The following is a 24,141-nucleotide window of genomic DNA, read 5'->3' as shown; positions in this document are numbered from 1 at the left end:
ATCTTATGCCTTTTTGAGTAATTTCACCACACCAGCGTTCGCGTCAACCTCAACTAAATCCTCGTCTTTCAAGACTTTAGTGGCAATCTTAGTGCCAATTATACAAGGCTTCTTCATTTCACGAGCGATAATGGCCGTATGCGAAGTAATTCCACCCTCATCTGTCACAAAAGCGGCCGCTTTTTGCATACCCATGATGTATGAAGGAGCTGTGGTTGGAGCAACCAAAATATCACCCTCATTAACCTTACCAATATTATGTGCCACCATAACCACCTTCACCTTTCCTTGCACAAGACCCTTAAAAGCAACAGCGCCTTTTAGCTCTGTTACAGCAACCTGTTTTTTCTCTAGGATAATGGGCTGGTGAAATATCGCGAACTCTTCTCCAAATGAAGCAACTGAAAAATTGCCGTATTCATACTTTTGAATTTTACCTTCCATAAGATCGAGTGCGCTGTAGTCACGCAACTCGGCAAATGTTAAACCAAAGTGCTCAGCGATTTCAGTGAGAACAGGTCGGGCTTGCCACATCAATTCATACAAAACATCAGTGCGCAAAGTTCTAAAATAAACCAACTCTTGGGATATCGAAACAAGTTCTTTTAATTCTGGCGGCACCACAGGATAAGCAAATTGAGCCACAGGTTCAAATTTTTCCAATCTTTTTCTTTCGAGTGTCAGTTCTTTGGTGGTAAAACCATCTGCAAACCCACCTCGAGCTTTTATCCAAGCAAATTTTTCATGAACTTTTTCAAGCGGCATCTCACTCCGAAGAGCCTGCTCAAAATAATAATGGGCATTTTTCTTTATCGGAAAGCTAATGTCGCCAATAATCTTTTCAATATCGCCGGAGATGTATCTTGGAACTTCAAGACGCATTTTTTTCACAAATACCTGCTCAAAACCATGCGCAAGCCATATATAACTAAACATCTGCGTAAAAATATCATACATTTTTATCAACTTATCCTTCGGAGAAATCTTTGACGAAATGAGTTGGTTAATGGTTTTTTTGTGCTGTTGCAAATATTCTTCACAGCTTTTTACCACCTGAAAAATATCACCACTGTTGTCTAGCCACTGATGCAACTCCTTACTAAAAATTTCCCATACTTCTTCACTCGCATACCAAGCTCCATTTTGAAAAACTGATGCGGGCAACTCAGTATCTACACCGACTTTTTGCATGAAAAACCTACTATCACCGCCTTTTTCAAGAGAACAAAAAAAGGCACCTTGATCCCTGTCTATCCAGTGTTCCCAGTTATATTTCAAAACATTTTCTTTAATTTTTTCGGGGGGCATTCTCGCAATTTTACTCTAGATTTGTATAGTTGACAATATGCGACTAAATGTGCTATTTTCCTTTCCAGTTAGCGGGGCAATGTCGCCCTGCTAAAAGAAAGGTCTTATGCTTGTCAGAAATAGTATGATCCTTGTCGTGGTTCCCCATGGGCCAAAACTTACTGGGGTTGCTGGATGCGAGGTGACACTCGCAGCTGATCCGCCAATGACAATGAGTGGGAAGGCCTACATGCTTGCTCTGGTCCCACGTCTCAGAGCAATGGGACCCTATCAAGTAACCTTCTGTTCACTAATGGATCGAGCGTGTGGTTCCATGTGTACCGTCGTCAAACGTCTCAACATCAAGAAAGTCACGTGTATCGAGGAGCTCGGCCATTACGGCAACCTTGATGCTGACGGTACCATAATTCCTTACCCTGGCCACGAACGGGATGATGTCCATACATGGCAAGGCCAGGCGATATGTTCGATGGCAGTTATTTACAACAATTCACCTGTGAGCGCGGATAGAGCACTGGTCTTTACTCACCGACCAATCCTCGCCGGGCTTGTTGCAGTTGCATTGGGGGTCACCGACACAATTGGAATCCAAACAATTCTAGATCAGTCAACACTCGCAGGCAATGGATTCCGCAAGTTCGAAATTGTCGACGATGGTACCACGGCACTGAAAATCAGACTGCTGGAATAGTGGCACAAAAAACAATCGCATCACCCCGCGCGCAAATCTGATTTGCGCGCGGTTTTTTATTTTCAGAATTTATTAATAATTAATTATCTTAACTCCTGTATTTTCACTGCACTTTAGTTAACTAAAGTATAATTTATATCATCGTCATTCACACATTCGTACGAATGTGTGAATGACGCAATTGGAAATTTTATACAGTCTCTCTAAGTTCAGACAATTAGACCTTTCCTCTTTTAAATTTTTGGCATCGATCCTTTCGCATAGTGCACCAATTCAGTCTTCTCCCACTTTTTGAAAATTTCTTCGACAAGTTTCCATTCGGCAATGACTTCTGCTGTTGATATGAAAAGTGTTTGATCTCCCATAATTGCATCGAGCAGTACTCGTTCATACGCATCGGAACGTTTGTTTGAAGAAGATAGGATATCAAATTTGACTGTGTTATCTCCCGCGCTACACACAGCGTCGACGGGACAAACCAAGTCATGTGACTTTTTAAAATGAATAACAATCTCAACTCTATGTTCCCCCGTAGCCTTGCCGGCCTCCAAAACAAAAGCGGTGTCGCGCCAACGTGGTGCACTTGAATTAAGTGTACAGCGAAAATAAGTTTCCGTTTGAGAATTAGGAGACACAGCTTTCTCCTCACGAAAACCCACGTACTGCGCGCGCAACGGCGGCGGGGTTTCTGCTAATTTAAATTTTTCGAGCACCTCGGCGCGAGCTTTCCGAATGGCTTCCACCGAAAACTTGCGTGGATTTTCCATAGCCACCAATGTCGCCATCTGAAGTAAATGATTTTGCCCCACATCTCGCAGAGCACCCACCCCATCGTATGATTCCCCGCGGCTTCCGACACCATCCTTTTCTAAAAATTTTACATCGATAGTATCGATGTTCTCTGAATTCCAAATTGATTCGAACGGCCCGTTAGAAAAACGGAACTGCAAAATGCTACGCATAGTTTCTTTGGCCAAATAATGATCAATACGAAAAATTTGTTCTTCGGTAAAAAGTTGGGCAAGCAAGTTGTCCAGTCGCTCCGCGTTTTTTAAATCATGTCCAAATGGTTTTTCGATAAGCACCCGAGTCCAGCCAGTTTCCGATTGACCCTCGACAGGCGCACAAGGAATTGCCAAACCAGAACTAGAAATTTTTTGAAGAATCGTTTCGTAAAACGCAGGTGAAGTAGCAAGATACAAAAGTTTGTTGGTGCACACACCAGCCTCAGCATCAAAACGCGCAAACATCTCAGCAACCTTTTGATAACTTTCCAAAGTGTCAAAATTACCCTCGCAGTAAAAAATACGATCAAGAAATGCTTCGAGAATCTCAGTGGAAATGTCTGGAGCTTTGCTCACAAGGGCCTCTCGTATAAATTCTCGAAATTTTTCGTTATCCCAAGGACGGCGGGAAAAAGCGACGATACGTAAAAATTCCGGCAACTCCTTCTTGTCGGAAAGCGCAAGCAAGGCCGGCGCCAATTTCGTTCGAAACAAATCCCCCGTGGCTCCAAAAACCACGAGTGTTGTTGGATTGGCTTTTAACATGGGTACTATTGTACTACAACAAAGAGATTTAGCTTTTCAAATCAGCTTTGCTAATTTCATAGGCTTGCCCACCAACCGTTTCCACATTTTTGGCACCGAGTTTGGCGCCAATGCGACAGGCAGCCGCTAAATCTAAACCATTGAGCAATCCGTAGATAAGACCAGCGCGATAGGCGTCGCCCGCACCTGTGGTCTCTACAACTTTTTTCGCTTTGACCGCCTTGATCTCAGTCGTACGATTTTTTTCGTAGATAACACTTCCCTTTTCTCCGACCGTTTTCACGACGGCTTTTAGTCCTTTTTGTAAAAGTTTTTCATAGGTATATCCCAAAATTCCCTCCATCTGTTTAAACTCCACTTCATTGCCGATAAAAATGTCAGACAGAGCTAACGTTTCCTCTAAAGGTTTTTTATCGTAAAAAATTGAAATAACCTGTCCTGGATCGAAAATAATAACCACCTCGTTGCCGAGTCTCGCTCGCAACTCTTTCATCTGCTTAAAAATACTTTTTCCAGTACCAGCGGAAAAAATCGCTACTCCTATTTCTGAAAAATCCTTTTCCGAAATTGTAGCGGAAAGCGAAGTGGTATCAATCGCGGCATAGGCGTTCGGCTGATAGACGCCAATTTGCTGAGTCTCTTCGTCAGACATACCATAAAAAGTTGCTGTCCACTCATCTTTCTTTACAACCACCCGTAAATCAACCCCTGAAGTTTTTAAATGATTTTCAAATTCCCCTTCAAAATCTTTCCCTGCAACAGAAAAAAGCAACGGCTTCATGCCAGTCTTTCCCAAACCATATGAAATATTTCCACCTGTTCCACCAAAAAAATGTTTCTTATCTTTGGCGGTGAACATCAAATTCTGCCGTCCAAGTTTACCGTTTTCAATCAAAATCTCGTCTTGAATTTTTCCGTGAATACCAAAAATCACGTCATATGCAACAGACCCAACCACCAATGCCCGCCGACGGGCAGAATTATGAATTAGGAATGATGAATTATGAGAAGAGAGATCTTCTGATTTTTTCTTGGTTTTCTTGTCTTTCATTCTTAAATTCTTATTTTAATTTTTCCCATTCCTAATTCTTAATTCGTAATTCCTAATTCCATCAAGTGCGCTTCGCACTAAGCCGTTCCCTCTTCCCAACTTCCCAAATATTTTTTCTGATCAGCGGTCAAAACATCAACAGAAACCCCGAGTGAGGCCAGTTTAAGCGCTGCAATTTCTCGATCAACCACTTCAGGAATAACATAGACCTGAGGTTTAAATGTTCCAACATTTTTAAGCATGTATTCCGCACCAAGCGCCTGATTGGCAAAACTCATATCCATAACAGACGCAGGGTGACCTTCTGCCGCTGCCAAATTGATAAGGCGTCCTTCACCTAAAACATAAATTCTTTTTCCTCCCTTGAGGGTAAATTCTTCCACGAAATCACGAATCATTCGTCTCTTTGTTGAAAGTTTAGCGAGAGCTTTGAGATCAATTTCAACGTCAAAGTGTCCTGAGTTGGAAATGATGCAACCATCTTTCATCACCGCAAAATCTTTTTCTCCGATGACTGATTTATTTCCGGTGACCGTACAAATAAAATCGGCTTGAGCTACCGCTTCATGCATTGGCATTACTTGGTAGCCATCCATAACTGCCTCAAGTGCTTTGACTGGATCAATTTCAGTCACGATGACATGCGCTCCCAAACCATGCGCTCGGCTCGCTAGACCTCGGCCACACCAGCCGTATCCTGCAACCACAAAAACAGAACCGGCAACAAGACGATTGGTTGCGCGAATAATTCCGTCCATAGTGCTCTGCCCTGTTCCGTAACGATTATCAAAAAAATGTTTGGTCATGGCTTCATTGACCGCAAGAATTGGAAATTTTAATTTTCCAGCGCTGGCCAAGGATTTCAACCGAATCACGCCAGTTGTTGTCTCTTCAGTGCCACAGACAATATCTTTAATTTGCTTGGTGCGATTTTTGTGAAGTTCAGAAACGAGATCCGCACCATCGTCCATGGTGAGAGATGGCTTGGCGTCGAGTACCGCGTTGATATGTTTAAAATAGGTCTGACTATCTTCGCCCTTGATCGCGTAGGTTGCGATACCAAAATCTTTAACCAGTGATGCCGCCACATCATCCTGTGTTGAAAGCGGATTCGATGCGCACAAGAAAACTTCCGCGCCGCCTTCTTTAAGGGTAATGGCAAGATTGGCAGTTTCGGTGGTGACGTGAAGGCAGGCCGCCAACTTTATTCCCTTGAACGGTTGTTCCTTCTTAAATCGTCTGCGAATTTGCCGCAACACCGGCATGTCTTGTTCTGCCCACTCAATTCTCAACTTTCCTTTTGACGCGAGGCCAAGGTCTTTTACATCGTAGTTCATATTTTTGATATCATATTAAATTAGGCCTCAATTAAAGCATAGTTCGAGAAGTACAACAACCAACCTAATTTTTAAGCGTTGTAATCGGGCGACTTTGAACAATGTAAAATTTTCCTTCGGCGAACGCCCATTCGATGTCACAGGGAAAACCGTAATGATTTTCAATGTGAATGATAAGCTCGGACAGCTCGAGAATTTGAACTTCGGTTAATTTTTGTTTCTCACCTTCAAGTGTAGAGATGTCTCGCCACTCGTTACCGCCACCAAGCTTTTTGAACAAGCCACGCTCTTGAGTTGAAACATTAATATCGAGGATTTTTAGCGGGACTTTTTCGACGACATAACTATCGGGAGTAATCTGTCCAGAAACAATCGCCTCGCCAAGGCCCAATCCTCCTTCGATAATGAGTTGATTGCGATCTTCCGTCACCGGATGGACCGAAAAAGCGATGCCGGAAATTTCGGATTCCACCATTTTTTGAACCACCACGGCCACGGAAATTTTGGTTTTATGCAAATCTTTTTCAAATCGATAAAAAATTGCCCGAGGTGTAAAAAGCGAGGCCCAACAGCGCTTTACATTTTCCAGTAAAGTTTTTTCGGTGGTATTGAGAAAACTATCTAGTTGTCCTGCCCACGCCGCCGAAGCTGAATCTTCCGCTGTAGCACTTGAACGCACCGCCACAAATGTCGCTCCTAATTTTTTAAAATATTTTTCAATTTCCGCTTCAATATCCTTCGGCATTTTCGCAGCAAGAATCAGAGCCTGAATTTCTTCCGACGCTCGATCCACTGTGTGAATTTCTTTGTGATCTACTTTATGCAAAATCGCATCAATCTCAACATTGAGATCCGTTTCTTCAATAAATCTTTCAAACGCACTCGAGAGCAACACAAACCCAGGTGGCACCGGAATTCCCGCCTGTGTCATTTCACCAAGTGATGCTCCTTTCCCTCCCGCAATCCCGACATCATGCTTGCCCAGAGCCTTAAATTCTCTAAGAATTTCCATATATACAGAGTAACACGAATTAAAAGACGAAAAAAGAATTACTTGGAGTTGATATGGCCGAGCAAAACTTTTTCAAAAATTCCTGAAGCGATCAACTTCTGAGGCTCACCCTCAGCCACCACTTCACCTTTATCCAGAACGTACGCTCGATTCACAATTTCAAAAAGCGATTTAACATTGTGCTCTACAATAAGCACCGCAGTTTTGTGGCGTTCATTAATTCGCCGTATGGTTTCAAAAACTTCTTTGACAATTTTTGGAGCGAGACCGAGCGATGGTTCGTCCAAAAGTAAAATCTTTGGATCGGTCATCAGGCCGCGAGCGATAGCCAACATTTGCTGTTGACCACCCGAAAGCGTACCCGATTTTGCGCTGATTTTGTGCTTCAACGCCGGAAAAGTTTCCAATACTTCGGTTATCCTTCGACTGACTTCTTTTTTGTCGGCGACAGTGTATGCTCCCATCTCCAAATTTTCCAAAACTGTCAAATGAGAAAACACTCGACGACCCTGCGGCACAAAAGAAATTCCACGCGCTACTATTTCGTGCGGAATAGGAAAAATTTCTTGCTCGTGCCAAAGCACTTTTCCGGATGAGATCGGCGCTAACCCAAAAACTGTTTTCAAAATGGTAGATTTCCCAGCGCCGTTTGGACCCATGAGCGCTACAATCTCACCTTCATCAAGAGAAATGCTCGCGCCGGAAAGTGCTTTGACCCCACCATAGTGGACATGAATATTTTCAATTTTAAGTAAAATTTCTTTCATACAATATTATTCACCGAGATACGCCTCGATCACATCGCGCCGGGCTAACACCACCTCCGGCTTGCCTTCGGTTAAAAGTTTTCCGCTATCCATGACGAATAGATGGTCACTCAATTCTCGAATTAAATCCATGTTGTGCTCAATTAAAATTATGGTTTTCCCTTGCTCACGAAATTCCTTCAAAATTTTTACCACAATTTTAAGCATTTCGGGAAACAGTCCGGCAAAAGGTTCATCGAATAAAATAATTTCCGCGTTCATGGCAATCACCCGCGCGATTTCAAGTAACTTTCTCTGACCGTATGAAAGATTTTTTGCCAGCTCATTTCTCTTTTCCCAAAGGCCAACGCGGCGCAGGGCATCTTCAGCTTTGTCGTGGTGAAATTTTTCGTGGCGCTCAAACAACGCCGACCACACTGAACGTCCAGTCAGAACAACTAAGATGTTATCCAAAACTTTCATTTGTTCAAACAGTCTTACCTCCTGAAACGTACGCGTCAAACCATAGGTTTTTATTTCGTAAGCTTTAATTGATAGTAGTTTCTCATGACCAAAATCCACTTCGCCTGAATCAATCGGCACGAAACCGGTTAAAAGATTAACGAGGGTGGATTTGCCTGAACCGTTTGGTCCGACAATACTAGTAATTTTTCCGGAAGAAATCTCCAGGCTCAAATTATCCACCGCCGAAACTCCTCCATATTGCTTATGTAATTTTTTTATACGAAGCGTGTTCATATTATAATTTGTATTCTCCAAGCAACCCCTGCGGACGATAGAGCATCAAAATCACCAGCATTAAACCATACACCACCAGTCGTGTTTGCGCGGCAATGTCCGGTGGGAAACCAACAAAGCGTAAAAATTCAGGTAGAAGAACCAAAAATAGCGCTCCCAAAAGAGCGCCTCGCACATTCGCTAACCCGCCCAAAATAATGATTGAAAGCATGAAAACCGATTCGTTAATCGTAAAATTATACGGATCAATAAAACTAATGTAGGACGCGAACAACGAACCAGCTATGGCGGCTAACGCTCCTGCAATAACAAAAATTAACAATTTGTAATTTTGAGTTTTGTAACCAAAAATTTGAATGGCCTTTTCATCTTCGCGAATAGCCTTGAGCACGCGTCCAAAAGAAGACGTGACCACAAATCTTGATAGCGCGTAGACAAGCGCCAAAAAAACAAGCGTTAAAAGTAAAAATGAAAAGTTGTCACTGAAATGTATCCCGAAAAATTGAGGTCTTGGTATGCCGGGAATGCCAAGCGGCCCCCGGGTCAACTGTTCGAAGTTTATAAAAATGCTCCACGCTATCAAATTAAATCCAAGTGAACCTAACGTGTAGTAATCCCCTTTCAATCTTGAAAGTACAATTCCGATAAGAGTAGCCAAACTCGCGGCGACCACCATCCCGATGAGGACTGACAGAAAAAAGTTGGTTCCAAATTTGGTCATGGAAATGGCTGTGGCATAGGCGCCAAAACCGAAAAAGGCGGCGTGGGCCAAAGAAATAAGACCGGTATACCCAACAACGAGGTTAAGCGAAAGAGCTAAAATGCCGTAGATCGAAAACAAAATTGCTAAATGAATAAAATAATCCATAATTTATCGTTTAAAAATGCCCTTCGGCCGAAACAATAAAAACAAAATCAAAACGACCATAGAAATGGCAAACTTCCATTCACCGGAAAATTTCCAAATGCCAAAATTTTCAATGAACCCGAGAAGCAGTGCACCCGCCGCCGCCGAAAAAACGTTCCCCGCGCCTCCTATAATCGTCGCCACAATCGCCCCGAGCAAAATCACAAAACCCATGTTTGGCTCAATGCCAGTATCAAAACCAACCAACACTCCGCAAAGTCCACCAAAACATCCCGCAATAAAAAACATGTACCCAAGAATTTTTGAAGTGTTGATACCAACAATTTTTGCCACTTCCTCATCGTCGCTAATTGCGGTTAAAGCTTTTCCAAATTTTGTTTTTGTAATTAAAATCCAAAGTAATGCTGTAACCAACAGCGCGCATATAAAAAGAATGAGTTGAGTAAAACTGAAAACGCCACCGAGAACCTTAAACGAATCGGCGGAATCAAAATTTCGAGCCAAACTTCTGAATTGGCTTGTAAACAAAATGGCAATGGCCGCTTGCACCGCGGTGAAAATACCAAGTGAGGCAACCAGCATCACCGTGCTCGTCGCCTTCCTCTCTCGCAGAGGCTGGTAAACAAGTTTGTAGCTAAAAAAACTCAGTAACCCGGCCGCCACGATTCCACCAAAGGCAGAAATGATGAGTGGCAATCCTAGCCGATCAATGAAAAAAAATGTTGCAAACCCAGCCACGGCAGTCGTCGCGCCAAATCCGAGATCAAAAAATTTAGCCGTGCTGTAAATCAGATTAAAACCGATAGCTAAAATAGCATAGATTGAAGCGGTAATTAAACTATTGACGACAAGTTGAGGAAAAATATCCATACAATCTTTAGAGTGGAACCAGACCCTAAAACTCTAACAGTTTTGGAGGGGAAATTCAAACGAAAACCCCCCGATCTGCCGCGGCAGATCGGGGGGTTTTCACCAACCTAAAAATTTTACTGAACGTATTTCTCCACTTTACCGGCCTTCACCACTTCTACCGTGTGTCCACCAACCCTGTCTCCGTTTGAACCGATCGTCACTTTACCAGATGCGCCCTCCCAATCTTTAACAGTTCTTGACCATGCGGCAATTTTTTCACCATTGTAGCCAACTGTTTTTACTGCGTCTCGGATCATATAGACTGCATCGTATTCTGTCTGACCGTATGCTTGAAATGGTAAATCAGCGTTAAATTTAGTTTTGTACGATGCGAGCAATTTGCTCATGGTAGGATTTTTTGGATCACTACTAAATTCGGCAGTTATCGCGCCCTCAAGCAAATTTTTGTATTTCATGACAAGTGCGACATCTCCGGCTGTAGCATCGTTAATAATAATCGCTGGCTTCCAACCCAAATCCTGAACTTGTTTCAAAATTCGGTCAGACATAGCAGGAGTTTGAGTATCTATAAAGAGAGCGTCAGCGTTAGCCGCTTTGAGTTTTGTCAGAATTGAACGAAAATCAGAATTGGCAGTTTCGGTTTCTTCTTTAACAATTGTTCCACCAAAACCTTCAAAGGAAGTTGAAAATGATTTGAAAACACCGAGTGCGTAATCTGTTTGCTCTTGAATCACTGCCACTTTTTTCCATTGCTTGCTGTTGTAAGCCGTTTCTGCCAAAACTTTTCCTTGTGACGCATCGCTTGGATAATTTCTGAAAAAGTAAGGGCTGATATTGGTCAAGTCAGGACTGCTCGAGCCCGGAGAAAACAAAGCGACCTTGCCCGCCGCTGCGATTGGTGTAGCGGCAATTGACTCGCCACTGCAGAATCCTCCGAGAATTATCTGAACCTTATCAATATTTATCAGTTTCTGCGCAGCGCTTGAAGCGTCCTTGCCGTTACATTTACTGTCTTCGATAACGAGTTCGATTTGTCTTCCGTCAACTCCACCCGCCGCGTTTATTTCTTCGACGGCAAGTTGATATACATTTCGTCCGCCTTCACCGTATGACGCCGCGTCACCAGTAAGTGGCAACATCACTCCAATTTTAACCGGACCAGTTTCTTGTGGCACCTTTGAAGATGTCGAGTAAAGAAAAATACCAACGGCGATCACCACAACCACCACTACCCACGTAAAAAAGTTAGACTTTTGACCTTCCATATTTTTTGATTAGTTAATAATTTTTAATTACAATTCAAATGGTATACCCAGCCAAAAAATTTGCAAGCTTCGAAAGTTCTAAATCTAAAATTGACCTGCGTGACAACCCCGTGCTAAAACTAACCCAGTGAAAATTGGAACCTTAACATTACGATTCTTCTATGACTCTTCGCGGAATAAAATTCATGCCCGTGTGCCAAGCTGCAGGTGCCACAAACTTCGATTGCGGAGGGTATTGGTACCATCACCTGCTATGGCCATTTGGTTGTAGTTTCCGTTACTCAACACCGGTGACAAAAACCACAACCTTACTTCCTCGCGCCGGCAACATGCCGCTCGCGAAAGATAGAATGACACCGAAGGAATTGATGCCAAGGTGCATTATAGTTAGCCACAAACATCAACTGGCTCTCAACGCTGTTGGTCTCAGTGGTCCGGGACTTGAGTTTCTTCTACAACATGCCGGGTGGAACACAATGGCTGAGCCGTTCATGATATCGGTTATGTCCCTTGAGAAAACGCCAGCGACGCGGCGAGCTGAGTTGAGAGAAATTTTCACCCAGCTCGCTCACACCAGAGAACATCTACGTTGGGTTGACTGGGCAATTCAAATCAACCTGTCCTGTCCAAATGGTGGACTTGACCCCAATGACCTGATCGATGAGGTACTGCCGATTCTTGATGATGCCCAGAACATCCTACCGGCACGCATTCCTGTTGCTGTAAAATTCGGCCCGGAAGTTCACCCGAGTTCCATGCTTCGCATCGCCAAACATCCGCGTTGCGATGCCATCTGCGTCTTTAACACCTTGCCGTTTGGGAAACAACCAACATGGGCAAAGGAAACGCCGCCGGTTAATTGGGAGAAATTTTTTGGAACTTCCAATCCTGCAGATTCACCGATGGCCAAACGTTTCCCAAGTTTTGCTGGCGGCCTTTCAGGAGCGCCTCTCAAACCCTTTCTTTTCGAGTGGGTAAGAGCGGTGACGTCTCTCGGAATCACTAAGCCAATCATAGCTGGTGGTGGTTTGCTTTCAGGAGAAGATGCGTGGAAAGTCATTGAGGCAGGCGCCGAGGCCACGTCCCCTGGATCAATCGCCTTTCTGGCACCAACTCAAGTGCGAAAAATGATCCGCGCTTCGTACAAAGCGGCACACTTTTATAACCGTCTCTAAGCAAGTCTTTCCGACTTGCTTTTTCTTTTGCGTGGAATAGGATATGCGCAGACTAGAAAAATTTGAACACGTTAGAAAAATCAATATCATGAAAAAGCTACCGCCACTGCAATCTTCCACCACGCCACTCGGCGCTAGTCGGAAATTCACTAAGTTCGTGTTAACACACGGGCACGCGCGAGATGTTCCCGAGGGAAAAGTTTTGGAAGAGAAACCAATCCCGCGCATGAAGACCGCTGTCATTACTACGAGCTGGTGGGCGCAACACGACATACTGCAACCAAACACGCAGGTACCCGGGCCGATTCTCACGGCCGCTGATGTCGTTCGGTATCACACTGGACTCGACCGATTCATCCCGGTAGTAGAGAACAAAAATAGCATCCGGTTCAGTGTCAGCATTAAGCTCATGCCGAAAACAACACGGGTCGAGTTGCAAGCCGCGTGGGACATCGGAGTCAGAACGGCGAAAATCTACCCTGCCGGAGTTACCCATTCAAAAGACGGGTGGACTTCATTCAAGAATGACATGTATCAACCTGTCGGCTGGGCGCTCGAGATCGGCTTCATTGTGTGCATTCACGGTGAAGAGCCGGGTGATCACATCGACACGTACCATCGGGAAAGTTATTTCATGCGCAATCGTTTCAAACCGATGGCGACAACGGACTTCCCAGGCGGACGATTCAACGTTGAGCACATTTCGCTCGAACGAACCATCGACATGGTTGGTGAGATGCCGGCCAACGTCACCGGAGGACTCACCATTCAACACGCCCTTGCCACCCGAAATGATCTGCTCGAGGGCAAGTGGCGTGGACAAACGGGACTTGATCCGAGAAGCCATTTCAGGCCTCCGGCACAGAAGTCACCTGACATGCGGGCAGTGCGCTTCGTCATGTTTAATGCGCACAAACCGGCGTACCAGAAATTCCACTTTGGACCCGATTCGGCTCCGCATTTTGACAAGCTTTGTATTTGCGGCTGTCCGGGAGCTCACGTTGCGCCAACACTCGGACCAGTGATAGTCGACCTGTTCGACCAATATGGCCAGCTCGACTCGCCAGCATTTGCCGCCTTCACCGTCGAAAACGGCGCGCGCGCTTTCGGGATCAAAGTTGACCTCGAACAAACGTTTGAACTTGAGAGATGGGAATGGGAAATGCCGGAAAGTTATGGTGGCGTCCTGACATTCTTCGGAGGAAAGAAAATCTCGTGGCGACCGACTGAACCAGCCGCGCTTGATCCAAACCTCCTTCTTGCGGCTTAGCTGAAGAAACGTACCCAACCGTCCCTTACTACAAAGTGGACGGTTTTTTTATATCATCTTTCCATCTCCACCACTTGAGTGCTTCGGGATCATGCCGGGTGTTTGAAGCGAAATAGACCGCGCAACGAAAAACGTAGAGCATACAGCGATCAACGTGAGCATTCTCTATTTTACAAAGCTTGTCGTAGAGTTTCTGGGGATCCTTTCCTTTAAGATCCGAAACTTTTCGCAAACCTAAATTCCATAAGTCCTCCGCAATCGACTTCCCCACTCCGGGAATTATTTGGAAATTTTTTAAAATAATTTGTTTCTCTGTCATGGACTAAAAGGCTTTGCGAATCATGGTAGCCACTTCTTGTAATTCTTTTTCTGGGCTGTCTTGTCGGCTCCCGGGACGATATAAAAATTTACGTGGTTCAAATTCGGTAATTCCTTCGTCTCCTTTTTTTCTCGACACAACATGAAGATGAAAATGTGGCACTGACTGGCTAGCGACTTTTCCTTCGTTCCAGGCGAAATGAAAACCTTCTGCACCAAATAATTTTTTTAACACGGGTAGCAACTTTTTTCTTAAATCAAAAATAGCAGCAATTTCTTTGTCGGTCATCTCGTCGAGTGTTGCAACACAACGAATTGGAGAAATTAAAACATGTCCAGGCGTAATCGGGATGTTGGTTAGAAATGCCCAAGCCAACTTGTTTTTGATAACAGTCCGTTCGGCAATTGCCGGAATTTCACAAAAGGCGCAGGTTATTTTTTCTTTCATGGAATAAATTGTAGCATAGGGTAAAACAAAGGAAAAAGCCCCGCCGCGCAAGGCGCGGCGGGGCTTTTTCAACACAAAATTCTCAAGTTCTAACTTACATCGCTGACGGAGTGCTTGAACCCCCCATCATCTTTTCACAGCACATACAATTTTTCTTGTGTGAAATAATTTCGTACACTGCTGACAAACCAACCAATCCGTAAATAATCATAGCGACCGTTGATCCCATTCCAAAAATACTATCTACCAAATTATAACCAACTGCAACCAAACCCCAGTTTAATCCTCCAACAACGAGAAGGATAAACGTCACCATGTGCAACTTCTTCATTTTATTTAGAGCTTTCGCTCATTTATTACGCGACCTAGTTATTAATACGTAACGATATTTTACAATGTTTTTTTCGCTCTGTCACAAAGAAAAAGGGGGATAAGTTTCAGTGCGAAAACGCCCCGAAACCTACTGGAACAGAGCCATGAATTTCATAGGGTCGATTGAAAGACCGCCAACCCGAACAGTGAAGTGTAAGTGTGGCTTTTCGGCATACCCTGTCTGCCCTGAAAGACCGATGAGCTGTCCAGCTGACACCAGTTGTCCTTCACTCACTTTGATTTTTGAAAGATGCATATAAAACGTAAACAATCCTTGGCCATGATCAATCACCACTGTTTTGCCATAATTTCGAAAAGTTCGCGAGAGACGTACGACACCTCTATTACTTGCAAAAATTTTCGTTCCTTCTGGTGCTCTAAAATCAGTGCCTTTGTGCGTAATGGTGTATCCACTTGTCTGACGAGTGTAACCATAGGAATCCGTAACAATTGGATTTTCAAGTGGAAATGTAAATTTTCCAGTCCACAGAGCTTTTGGTTGAGTCCAAAGAGAATTGAGCACGACATTTTCCTGACTTAATGTACTCACCAAATTAGTCGCCGCCTGGGGTGTATTGCCACCAAGTTTTTCCGGAATGCCGAGTGGCGCAGAAATTTTTTCACGAGCTCCAATCGAAACGGTTTTTTCAAGCTGTTCTCCACTTGAAAGTGTTACCAACAATTTATAATCGCCCGGTTTTTTATTTAAATCAATTCCAAGAAAAGCCATCACTTTGCCCTCAAGCAAAAATACGCCGACGGACTTCCCGTCAAATGAAACAGCTTTCACTTCCGCCACACCCGAAACATTTTCAATCGTAACTCGCACCGGCTCACCTTGAATAATCGTTTCAGGAAAAATAGTAACGCTTGGGGTTACGGCAAAAACTGATAATGAGGGAAAAATAAAAAACGCAAGAATGAAAAGCCTTTTCATTCTTACATTATAGACTAGAAACCGCTTCAATAATTTTAGTATTCACCTGTACAATTTCAGAAGGGTTTTGCCGATAGTCATGTCCAACGCCCGGAATGAGGATAAATTTTTTTGGTTCATTAGCCCGATCGAAAATCATTTTTGCATATTCGGGTAAAACAACCATGTCTAGTTCACCTGCGACAATAATCACCGGAACATGAATTTTTGCGGCATCCTCTACGGAGTTGTACTGCATTCTGTCTTTCGCGTGAGAAAATGGCACTTGAAACTTTTTAGTTTCGTTTTTCCCTGGCACATCGCGCGTCGCCTCAGCAAAGCCTGTTTTTTCCCAACCTTCCGTTATTTTTTTATCTAAAGAAAAAGGAGAAGAAGGCATAATTCCAAGCACCATTGAGATTCTTGGGTCACGCGCAGCATAGAGAACAGAAACCATTCCTCCACGGCTATGTCCGCCCAAAAGAATTTGTTTGTAATTCCCCTTTCGCAACATATATTCCAAAACACTTTTCACATCGCTCAAGTATTGCGTAGTTGTATATTCTGAAATATCTCCCTCGCTTTCCCAGGTTCCCGTTGGATCAAAGCGAACAACGGTATAACCTTGTCCCACGAGTGTTTCGGCCAAAGCAACAAGGTGGTCATAATCTTTTGTATCTAAATACCCAGGACAAAGAATTGCCAGTTTGCTTGTTTCAAATTTAGGCCGGTGCATAACTGCTGACAAATTAACACCTTTTGAATTTGGAATTCTAACTTTCTCCATGTTGTAATTATACGTGAGATTTTAAATATAAAAAGCAACCGATGATACGGTTGCCTTACAAAATTAATTCCGAGGTTTTACAAAAAACCAATTGTTGATACATTGGCCAACCCTAACACCGGGGTATACGCCAACTGCAAGAACTCGGCTTACAAACGTATTGCCGTTCGCTCGTGCCGTTCCTTCCAGATATTCCTTGAACGTAAAGTGGATTGGCTGTCCAACCATTGCGGCCCGAGGGTTAACCTGACTTTCAACACCAAAGATTATGTTGAAAACAACAAGCACCACTCCGCAAACGGACGAAAACGCCTCGACAATGACCCTCCTATGGCTTTTCACAAAATGACTCCTTTTTGAAATTTCTAGGAAAAGTCTAACACGATTTTTGACAGCTTCAAAAGCAAACTTAGGATTTTTTCTGGTCCATAAGCTCCAAATCCAAACACACGGAGTTCAAACAATATCTTTTTCCTGTATCGGTCGGACCATCGTCAAACACATGACCCAAATGTGACCCACACCGAGAGCATACAATTTCCGTTCGCGACGAGCCATGTGAGTTGTCTGGAATATTTTTGACCGCTCCGGGAAGAGCTTGATCAAATGACGGCCAGCCAGTACCCGAATCAAATTTGGCATCTGAACTAAACAGAGCTTGGCCGCAGGCGGCACAGGCATACATCCCGTCTTTTTTTTCATGTAGGAGTTTTCCACTAAAGGGCATCTCGGTACCCCTTTCTCGTAACACTTTATACTGTTCTGGAGTCAATTTTTTCTTCCATTCGTCTTCATTTTTGGGCATCGTTTTTGTATCCATATTATTTTTTTAGATTAGGATCTTCTAATAAATTGGCAAAATTTTTCTGTACCTTTTCAAGCTTCGGATTGATAATCACTTCACAGTACGGATTCCCGGGATTATTAGCAAAATAATCGCGCTGATAATTTTCTGCCTCGTAAAAAACATCGATTGGCTCAAGTTCTGTGACAACGGGCGCACCATGCTCATTTGAATCGTTGATTTCTTTAATAAAATCTTCTGCCACTTTTTTCTGCTCTGGCGTTGTGTAAAAAATTACCGAGCGGTATTCAGTTCCCACATCATTCCCCTGCCTGTTTCGAGTTGTCGGATCGTGACTGCCAAAAAAAACTGTCAGCAAATCTCGGTATTTCACCAGTGTTGGATCGTACTCAAGTCGAATGACTTCTGCGTGTCCTGTCCGGCCGGTGCTAACTTCATCGTAGGTCGGATTTTTAGTGGTTCCACCTGAATACCCGGGCAAAACTGAACTAACTCCGCGGAGCATTTTAAACACTGCCTCGGTGCACCAGAAACAACCGCCACCGAAAATCGCTACTTCTTTTTTTCCTGTTTCTGCCATGCAGTGATTTTAACATTTTCAGAACCAAAATGAAAAAGCCCCGATTCGCAAAGCGAATCGGGGCTACACAAAACTTAATCCATCTCAAGAATTTCCACCTCATCGCCAACCATTACCACCCCGGAGTTTTGGTGGTCAAAATATCGACCGAAAAATACGGCATTGGGTTTTTCAAAAACGCTAACATCTTTATCTCTCCCACGACGATATGTGGCAAGTGTGACTAAAGGCTCCTTGCCTCGGACAGCGGTGACTTGGTCAATGCACGTAATAGGACAACGATCGCACAGCGCCTTGCCGTCAAAAATCACGTCACCAATTCGGATACGCCGCAGGCGATCCTCGTAATACGGCGGGCATCCACGCAACCAAATATCAGGCCGAAAACGATTTGCTGGCAGTGGAGCGAAATGTTTTTCGTGAAGCCTTCGGTTAAGATCGCCGAGCGACTCGTCGGAAATCATCATGAATGGATACCCATCATGGAAACCTTGGAGCGCGGTGCCACCCTTACTCTGCCTCTGGCATCCATCAGTCATCCGCATAAGCCGATATTCCCCGGGTCGCTCACGGGAGAGAAACTCGCTAAACCAGCTCGCGGCTTCATCACCTTGATCTATCGCAAGAAGCTCACGATCACGCCACACCGTAATCTTTTCTTCCATGCCCTTTTTCCCCGCGAGCGGGAGATGCAATGAGCGCATATTGGGCGCGTGCACCAGAAGCTCATCGTAAAAAAGAGTGGGTTGAACCTGACACAGAATTCTCACTTCAATACCAAGTCCCAAAGGCGTGAGGGCGTCAACCACTGCACCAGGAAGCGGAACGGGAAGACTCGCTCGTCTTTGAGCAACAAACATGTTTCCTTCTCCGACCACAACCCACCGACGGTCATAATCAAACCCTCGTGGACCCACCGATAGCCCTGAACCACCCTTGTTAACCCACCTCCCTCCTGCGGATTTTATAGGAGCATAAAACAGACTTGAAACCGTTATCATAGGTGTCTCTTTCCAATTTTTATCTCCGGCTATTCTAGTCATTTGGTGCAAAAAAGCAACCGCGAGGCGCGTAAGAGAAAATCCCCCGTCCCGATGTACATCGGGACGGGGGATTTTTCTGAGAAAACTATTTAGCCGCGAAAACCGTAAACTCCTCGCTCAAGCCCGGAATAAATCCAGCGGCGCTATAGTTGAAAACTTTTGTGCCATCGTCTCGATACAACACAATGTGGTAGGTTTTTCCAACTTCTGTACTGCGCAAAAGACTAATGACAACATTTGTGTAGGTTCCAGCATCAAATCGTTGAGCTCCCAAAATTTTTCCAAGAGCTCCGCTGTTATCTTCTCGTACCGCTACCCATGCTGGTTCAGTGAGAGAAACTGAATCAACACGCACCAATGTGGTTGCCGCTTGATCAGCAACACTTACCATATTATCGCTTGGCGTATTTGTGGTAACACCCGAACCAGTTTCGTCTGCAGCCTGATCAACTGGCTGATCTTCTGTTTCGGTCTGCGTATCAGCGGTAGCCGCTTTCTTCACATGACTCTGCCAGTACGATCCAATAAAAAATCCGACAATCAAACCGATAATCAAAACCGCTACGATATACAAGCCCGTATTGCTAGGGGCAGCTTGTCCTCCCGACACCACTTTTGCTGGTTGTGTATTATTATTCATCCCCCAATACTAATCCCCAGCTCTGCATTTTTCAACTTGACAGTTTTTTTGTTTTGTTCCGACAAATGTAGACAACACGACACTAAAAATGACCCCGATTTCCGTTCTTAAACCACTCCTTAATTTTTTTCCAAAAAAGTAAATCTACACCGAGTAATTCAAGTCCAACAAACACAAGCCAAGAACCCGGTGTCAGCGGCGTAACTAAAGCCAGAAACCCTAAAACAATGAGCGCAATGGCAATTATTTTTTTAAGCTTCGGCCAATTGCTAAAAACCCTTTCGACGTAATTTTTCATTTTATATCACAATCCTAGCATACAAAAAACCACAAGCTATTGCTTGTGGTTTTTTTTAGATTGTTGGTGGCACACCGTGATTGATGCATCTGATACACACAATTTGCTTATCACGAGTCTTAATATATTTATTACCACACAAACACAAAAGAATAATACTCTTGCGGGGTCGATCAACCCACTTTCCGGGCTGTTGGAAATTTCGTCTTTTAGTGACGGCTAATTTTTTGGTTATGGTTTTCATATTATTTTACTCCAAAAATGTAAGTGCTTTACCGCGCTTGTCAGCTCGGCCAGTTCGTCCAATTCGGTGGACATAATCTTCGTAGGTAGCTGGCAAATCAAAATTGATAACATGCGACACGTCTGCAATATCAAGCCCTCGCGCCGCCACGTCCGTCGCTACCAAAATCTTGGCGTGGTTTTCCTTGAAAAGAGAAAGCGCGCGCTGACGCTTCGAATGATTTTTGTTACCGTGAATTGATTCGGCTTTAAATCCTCGTTTCTCGAGCTCTTTAGAAAGTTTTTCAACTCCGTGCTTGGTTCGTCCGAAAATCAAAACTTTGCTGAATTCCTCGCGATTCAAAAGTTCGTGAAGTACATCAATTTTATTAGTTCCTCGTTGTACTCGAACGACATCCTGTTCTACATTTTTTGAGGTATCACGAGTTTTCACCGAAATTCTCACCGGTTCTTTCAAAAATTCCTTAATCAATTTTTCAATAGTTGTTGAAAGCGTGGCTGAAAAGAAAAGAGTTTGTCGGTTTTTCAACATTCGTTCCATCACAAAACGCATATCATTGATAAATCCCATATCAAGCATGCGGTCGGCTTCGTCGAGCACAATCGTGCCGAACTCGGCGAGGTTGATACGTTTTCGTTCAACCAAATCCTTCAGTCTCCCCGGGGTTCCGATAATAAAATTGTGCGGATATCGAAGTTCGGAAATTTGGCGCATGATGTTGGCGCCTCCGACGCAACAAACCGAAAACACTCGGACGCCCGATTTAATAGCGCGAGTAAATTCTTTTAATTCTTGATCGATTTGAATCGCCAATTCTCGAGTTGGCGCGAGTATCAAAATTTTTTCTTTAGGGTTTAATCGAACTTTCTGAATCATCGGAATGAGAAAGGCTCCGGTTTTTCCAGTTCCGGTGTTGGCAATACCGACAATGTCCTGTCCCATTAAAACGTGAGGAATGGCTTTGTCCTGAATCGGGGTTGGTGAGGTGTAACCTTTTGCTACAATTGCACCTTTAATACTTTCGTCAATTTTAAAATCTGAAAATTTGTGCTCGGGTACAAAATGTTCGGCTTCCTCAGTAATAACTGATTTATTAATAAATCGAGCGGGGTCAATTTTATCTCCGCGCACGCCGCCATTAAATCGTCCACGAGTATTCCCCCCGAATCTTTTTCCACCACCACGAAACGAACCGCCTCCGAACGAGGAAGTCTTTGGTCGAGCATGGAAAGAACCTCGGCCAGCCTGGGGCGGTCGTGAGGGTCGGAAAGATGAGCCGCTAGTGTTAGTGTTGTTGGTTTTGTTAAACATAAGTTTTATCAATAACCAGAAAGCTTCTATTTTAAGCCGTCTACAGGTGCTTATCACAATCGATAAGCCCGTTTCTCGCCAGTTTAGATAAAGCTTGCGCTTTGCGCTGATTAAAATTTTCGCGCCCAAAACCAATGAGATTAGTTACAAAAGCAGTATATATTAAATTTATATTTTTGTCAATCTTCCCTCTCGCGACGCCTTGAACCTGACCGCCGCCATTAAAACTTGTATACATTGATCAGTAACGGCCGTTACTGATCAATGTATATTGAAAAACAAAAAGCGCAGGGAATTTTTCCTGCGCTTGCTCTAAAAATAAATCCGAAACCTACACCGCGGCGTCACCTGTTTCCTCTGTGCGAATGCGAATGGCCTCATCGATCTTGGAAACAAAAATCTTGCCGTCACCGATTTTACCGGTTTTGGCGGCGGCGATAATAGCGGCAACCGCTTCGGCACATTTTGCATCGGAGAGCACGAGCTCTACCTTGAACTTGGGGACAAACTGCGAAGTGTATTCCTGCCCGCGAAAAATTTCTGGGTTACCTTTTTGCTTACCTAGGCCCTTCACTTCAGTGATAGTGAAACCGTGAAGCTCACAGAGATCCAGAGCTTCCTGGACATGCTCCATTTTGAATGGCCGGATAATCGCTTCGATTTTTTTCATCTTTTGAATGTGTGCAACTGCTAGCTTCATACTAGCGAGCAAGAAGAAAAAGTCAAAGATTTAGGTAAGAAAAAAACCCTCAGCTTGAGGGGGTTTTTTCTTTTTCTTAACTCTTCCAAATATGTTTAACCACCCGCCACATGTACTTAGCCACAAAAATCAATATGAGAGCGTAGAGTACAAACTGAGCAACAAAGAGCACAAGGACAAGCAAATTGATCGTAACACCCTGTACAACTTCGTTGACATCGCTGAAGAATGACCTGAGAGCCTGTTTCCATGAATCTTTAATATCTCTGAAATCAAAATATTTATTTTCATAGACCGAAACGTTGAAATACGTGTACTCCAATCTATCTACCTGCTGACCCTTGTTGCGTGCCAGTCGATCAAGTTCAGAATTGATATTGATGCGCTCCCCCGTCAGTCTTTCGATAAGTTCAATTTTACTGTCGATAATTTTGGCCAAACTTTCCGGACTTTGGGCCTTGGTGGCCACGGCGGCAATTTCATCATATGAACGAATAGCGTTTGCGAGCGTGCTGTCAATTGAAGCCAATTTCTTTTTCAAGATATCTTCTTGGCTCGTAAAGTCATCGATCTGGTTTTTGATAGTGTAAATACTCTCTGAAAGTGTTTTAGGATCCAACTCTTTGAGAGCGGCAAGAATTTCTGCGACGTGTTTGTGCTCAACCTTAAAGGCAAAATTGCAACCTCGATCATACTGATTGGAATTTTCAAAAATAACGTATGAGAGCGGTTTCCAACCATTGATCACCCCGCAGGTTTTTTCCAAATTCTGACTTTCAATGGTCGCGCTGTAATCGGTCACTTCAAAATTTTCTGCGCTGTTACCAGTCGTGCCGTACGATGGAACTGGCATACTATTGTACGCGTTCCGTACTGACAAACTGACAGGACTTCCCGAATAATCCCCCTTCATTCCCATTTCATAACCAGGCATCATATCCATTGGTCCTGGACTTGAAAAAACTGGAGCGCCATCATATGCCACGTTGAACATTTGCCCCCCGCCAAATTTCGATAGATGAGTTGTAGGAAAACTGGTTTTAATAATCAAAAGCAAAACAACTAAGGCAACAAATCCGGCGAGGACCGCTGACAGCACTTTGAGAATATTGTGCGGAGTCACCGGAAATTTTTTAAGAAGATTTTTCATGATCATATGTGATGTGTGTGAATTTAATTTTTAAAACTGATTTCGAACATCTTTATTATACCAAAAATGCACTCTTAGACTATGAGTCCATAGTTATTCCGTCGCCGTACTCGTCGCCACCGGTTGAGTTGAGGTTGCGGTTACGAAAAGATTGGTAACAATAACACTTCGAGTAGATGTGGCGATGTTCATTGCGGCATCGTGTGCGGTGTAAATAACGTGGTAGGTTCCTGCGGTGGTGGTGTCGACGGTGTTTTCAAAGAGGTCGGGGGTGATGTTTTGAGAGAGGTTGTCGGTGACGGTGGCGCCGAGGTCAATGTAGCTTGAGCCGGTGCCGATTTCTGCAGGGTTGTCGCCGGTCAAAGTGATTACCGGTGGAGTAACGTCGGAAGTTGGGGTCGAGGAGGCCGCGCCCGCTGCGGGCGCGGCTGAAAGATTACTATTTTGTAGCAATGCCTGCAACTGATCCTTATTAACACAGACATCATCGAGACACAGCGTTCTCGTCTCCACCCTCCCAAACTTCCCTGTGGCAGCAGAGATGGAATCGAGCACTAGATTTTTAACATTGGTCAAGCCTTGAGAAATGAGATTTTCCACTTTCAAGTTCAACTCCTGCACCGC

General features: G+C 44.0%; 29 protein-coding genes. 3 read left to right on the top strand and 26 right to left on the bottom strand.

Going from position 1 to position 24,141, the window contains the following annotated elements; translation table 11 throughout:
* Nucleotides 1–3: 3 nt before the first annotated feature.
* Complete coding sequence (locus V4467_04490; GenBank protein MES2088218.1) at nucleotides 4–1,308, bottom strand: PEP-utilizing enzyme; 1,305 nt, start codon at nucleotides 1,306–1,308, stop codon at nucleotides 4–6.
* A 106-nt stretch (nucleotides 1,309–1,414) separates the two neighbouring features.
* Between V4467_04490 and V4467_04485 the strand changes: the two genes are divergently transcribed.
* Nucleotides 1,415–1,999 carry a hypothetical protein gene (locus V4467_04485; GenBank protein ID MES2088217.1) on the top strand — a complete coding sequence of 195 codons (585 nt, stop codon included), beginning with the start codon at nucleotides 1,415–1,417 and terminating at the stop codon, nucleotides 1,997–1,999.
* A gap of 233 nt (nucleotides 2,000–2,232) precedes the next feature.
* Here V4467_04485 and V4467_04480 read toward each other — a convergent pair whose 3' ends face one another.
* From V4467_04480 to V4467_04440, 9 genes are all read right to left on the bottom strand, one after another.
* Nucleotides 2,233–3,549 carry a glucose-6-phosphate dehydrogenase gene (locus V4467_04480; protein ID MES2088216.1) on the bottom strand — a complete coding sequence of 439 codons (1,317 nt, stop codon included), beginning with the start codon at nucleotides 3,547–3,549 and terminating at the stop codon, nucleotides 2,233–2,235.
* 28 nt (nucleotides 3,550–3,577) lie between these two features.
* Nucleotides 3,578–4,600 carry a PfkB family carbohydrate kinase gene (locus V4467_04475; protein MES2088215.1) on the bottom strand — a complete coding sequence of 341 codons (1,023 nt, stop codon included), beginning with the start codon at nucleotides 4,598–4,600 and terminating at the stop codon, nucleotides 3,578–3,580.
* 77 nt (nucleotides 4,601–4,677) lie between these two features.
* Nucleotides 4,678–5,937 (bottom strand): adenosylhomocysteinase, encoded by a 1,260-nt coding sequence (gene ahcY / locus V4467_04470; GenBank protein ID MES2088214.1) that lies wholly within the window; start codon nucleotides 5,935–5,937, stop codon nucleotides 4,678–4,680.
* 64 nt (nucleotides 5,938–6,001) lie between these two features.
* Complete coding sequence (locus V4467_04465; protein MES2088213.1) at nucleotides 6,002–6,949, bottom strand: PEP/pyruvate-binding domain-containing protein; 948 nt, start codon at nucleotides 6,947–6,949, stop codon at nucleotides 6,002–6,004.
* Between the two features lie 38 nt (nucleotides 6,950–6,987).
* Complete coding sequence (locus V4467_04460) at nucleotides 6,988–7,716, bottom strand: ABC transporter ATP-binding protein (GenBank protein MES2088212.1); 729 nt, start codon at nucleotides 7,714–7,716, stop codon at nucleotides 6,988–6,990.
* A 6-nt stretch (nucleotides 7,717–7,722) separates the two neighbouring features.
* Nucleotides 7,723–8,454, bottom strand: coding sequence for an ABC transporter ATP-binding protein (locus tag V4467_04455; protein ID MES2088211.1), 732 nt, complete (start codon nucleotides 8,452–8,454; stop codon nucleotides 7,723–7,725).
* Nucleotide 8,455: 1 nt separating this feature from the next.
* Nucleotides 8,456–9,322 (bottom strand): branched-chain amino acid ABC transporter permease, encoded by an 867-nt coding sequence (locus V4467_04450; GenBank protein ID MES2088210.1) that lies wholly within the window; start codon nucleotides 9,320–9,322, stop codon nucleotides 8,456–8,458.
* 3 nt (nucleotides 9,323–9,325) lie between these two features.
* Nucleotides 9,326–10,192 carry a branched-chain amino acid ABC transporter permease gene (locus V4467_04445; protein MES2088209.1) on the bottom strand — a complete coding sequence of 289 codons (867 nt, stop codon included), beginning with the start codon at nucleotides 10,190–10,192 and terminating at the stop codon, nucleotides 9,326–9,328.
* Between the two features lie 116 nt (nucleotides 10,193–10,308).
* Nucleotides 10,309–11,460 (bottom strand): ABC transporter substrate-binding protein, encoded by a 1,152-nt coding sequence (locus V4467_04440; protein ID MES2088208.1) that lies wholly within the window; start codon nucleotides 11,458–11,460, stop codon nucleotides 10,309–10,311.
* Nucleotides 11,461–11,645: 185 nt separating this feature from the next.
* Here V4467_04440 and V4467_04435 point away from each other — a divergent pair, with 185 nt between their 5' ends.
* Together V4467_04435 and V4467_04430 are read left to right on the top strand one after the other, a co-directional pair.
* Nucleotides 11,646–12,635, top strand: a complete 990-nt coding sequence (locus V4467_04435) for a hypothetical protein (protein MES2088207.1) — start codon at nucleotides 11,646–11,648, stop codon at nucleotides 12,633–12,635.
* Nucleotides 12,636–12,723: 88 nt separating this feature from the next.
* Nucleotides 12,724–13,905, top strand: coding sequence for a hypothetical protein (locus V4467_04430; GenBank protein ID MES2088206.1), 1,182 nt, complete (start codon nucleotides 12,724–12,726; stop codon nucleotides 13,903–13,905).
* A gap of 28 nt (nucleotides 13,906–13,933) precedes the next feature.
* Here the strand turns inward: V4467_04430 and V4467_04425 are convergent, their stop codons facing one another.
* The 16 genes from V4467_04425 to V4467_04350 form a co-directional block, all read right to left on the bottom strand.
* Nucleotides 13,934–14,224, bottom strand: a complete 291-nt coding sequence (locus tag V4467_04425) for a helix-hairpin-helix domain-containing protein (protein ID MES2088205.1) — start codon at nucleotides 14,222–14,224, stop codon at nucleotides 13,934–13,936.
* A gap of 3 nt (nucleotides 14,225–14,227) precedes the next feature.
* Complete coding sequence (locus V4467_04420; GenBank protein ID MES2088204.1) at nucleotides 14,228–14,671, bottom strand: HIT domain-containing protein; 444 nt, start codon at nucleotides 14,669–14,671, stop codon at nucleotides 14,228–14,230.
* Nucleotides 14,672–14,765: 94 nt separating this feature from the next.
* Nucleotides 14,766–15,002, bottom strand: coding sequence for a DUF378 domain-containing protein (locus V4467_04415; GenBank protein MES2088203.1), 237 nt, complete (start codon nucleotides 15,000–15,002; stop codon nucleotides 14,766–14,768).
* Nucleotides 15,003–15,131: 129 nt separating this feature from the next.
* Nucleotides 15,132–15,980: a M23 family metallopeptidase gene (locus V4467_04410; GenBank protein MES2088202.1), complete on the bottom strand. Its 849-nt coding sequence runs from the start codon at nucleotides 15,978–15,980 to the stop codon at nucleotides 15,132–15,134.
* Between the two features lie 7 nt (nucleotides 15,981–15,987).
* Nucleotides 15,988–16,746, bottom strand: a complete 759-nt coding sequence (locus V4467_04405) for an alpha/beta fold hydrolase (GenBank protein ID MES2088201.1) — start codon at nucleotides 16,744–16,746, stop codon at nucleotides 15,988–15,990.
* A 63-nt stretch (nucleotides 16,747–16,809) separates the two neighbouring features.
* The gene (locus V4467_04400; protein MES2088200.1) at nucleotides 16,810–17,088 is read right to left on the bottom strand and encodes a hypothetical protein; all 279 of its coding nucleotides are present in this window, start codon (nucleotides 17,086–17,088) and stop codon (nucleotides 16,810–16,812) included.
* Nucleotides 17,089–17,155: 67 nt separating this feature from the next.
* Nucleotides 17,156–17,566 carry a peptide-methionine (R)-S-oxide reductase MsrB gene (gene msrB / locus V4467_04395; protein ID MES2088199.1) on the bottom strand — a complete coding sequence of 137 codons (411 nt, stop codon included), beginning with the start codon at nucleotides 17,564–17,566 and terminating at the stop codon, nucleotides 17,156–17,158.
* Nucleotide 17,567: 1 nt separating this feature from the next.
* On the bottom strand, nucleotides 17,568–18,131 hold the full coding sequence (gene msrA / locus V4467_04390) for a peptide-methionine (S)-S-oxide reductase MsrA (protein ID MES2088198.1): 564 nt from the start codon (nucleotides 18,129–18,131) through the stop codon (nucleotides 17,568–17,570).
* Nucleotides 18,132–18,205: 74 nt separating this feature from the next.
* Entirely contained in the window at nucleotides 18,206–19,132 is a 927-nt protein-coding gene (locus V4467_04385; GenBank protein MES2088197.1) for an MOSC domain-containing protein, read from the bottom strand.
* 127 nt (nucleotides 19,133–19,259) lie between these two features.
* On the bottom strand, nucleotides 19,260–19,814 hold the full coding sequence (locus tag V4467_04380) for a hypothetical protein (protein ID MES2088196.1): 555 nt from the start codon (nucleotides 19,812–19,814) through the stop codon (nucleotides 19,260–19,262).
* Nucleotides 19,815–19,896: 82 nt separating this feature from the next.
* Nucleotides 19,897–20,112 carry a hypothetical protein gene (locus tag V4467_04375; GenBank protein MES2088195.1) on the bottom strand — a complete coding sequence of 72 codons (216 nt, stop codon included), beginning with the start codon at nucleotides 20,110–20,112 and terminating at the stop codon, nucleotides 19,897–19,899.
* Nucleotides 20,113–20,167: 55 nt separating this feature from the next.
* A complete protein-coding gene (locus tag V4467_04370) occupies nucleotides 20,168–20,356 on the bottom strand; it encodes a hypothetical protein (protein MES2088194.1) in 189 nt (62 codons plus the stop codon).
* Between the two features lie 6 nt (nucleotides 20,357–20,362).
* Nucleotides 20,363–21,667, bottom strand: a complete 1,305-nt coding sequence (locus V4467_04365) for a DEAD/DEAH box helicase (protein MES2088193.1) — start codon at nucleotides 21,665–21,667, stop codon at nucleotides 20,363–20,365.
* A 331-nt stretch (nucleotides 21,668–21,998) separates the two neighbouring features.
* Entirely contained in the window at nucleotides 21,999–22,337 is a 339-nt protein-coding gene (locus V4467_04360) for a P-II family nitrogen regulator (protein MES2088192.1), read from the bottom strand.
* Between the two features lie 106 nt (nucleotides 22,338–22,443).
* A complete protein-coding gene (locus tag V4467_04355; GenBank protein ID MES2088191.1) occupies nucleotides 22,444–23,517 on the bottom strand; it encodes a hypothetical protein in 1,074 nt (357 codons plus the stop codon).
* Nucleotides 23,518–23,610: 93 nt separating this feature from the next.
* Nucleotides 23,611–24,141: immunoglobulin-like domain-containing protein (locus V4467_04350; GenBank protein MES2088190.1), on the bottom strand; the 531-nt coding region annotated here is incomplete at its 5' end.

It is taken from the genome of Patescibacteria group bacterium (assembly GCA_040390045.1).
Lineage (GTDB): Bacteria > Patescibacteriota > Minisyncoccia > Phycocordibacterales > SIBU01 > SIBU01.
The sequence above is the reverse complement of the archived record's forward strand: the minus strand, read 5'-3'. Positions and strand labels throughout refer to the sequence as shown.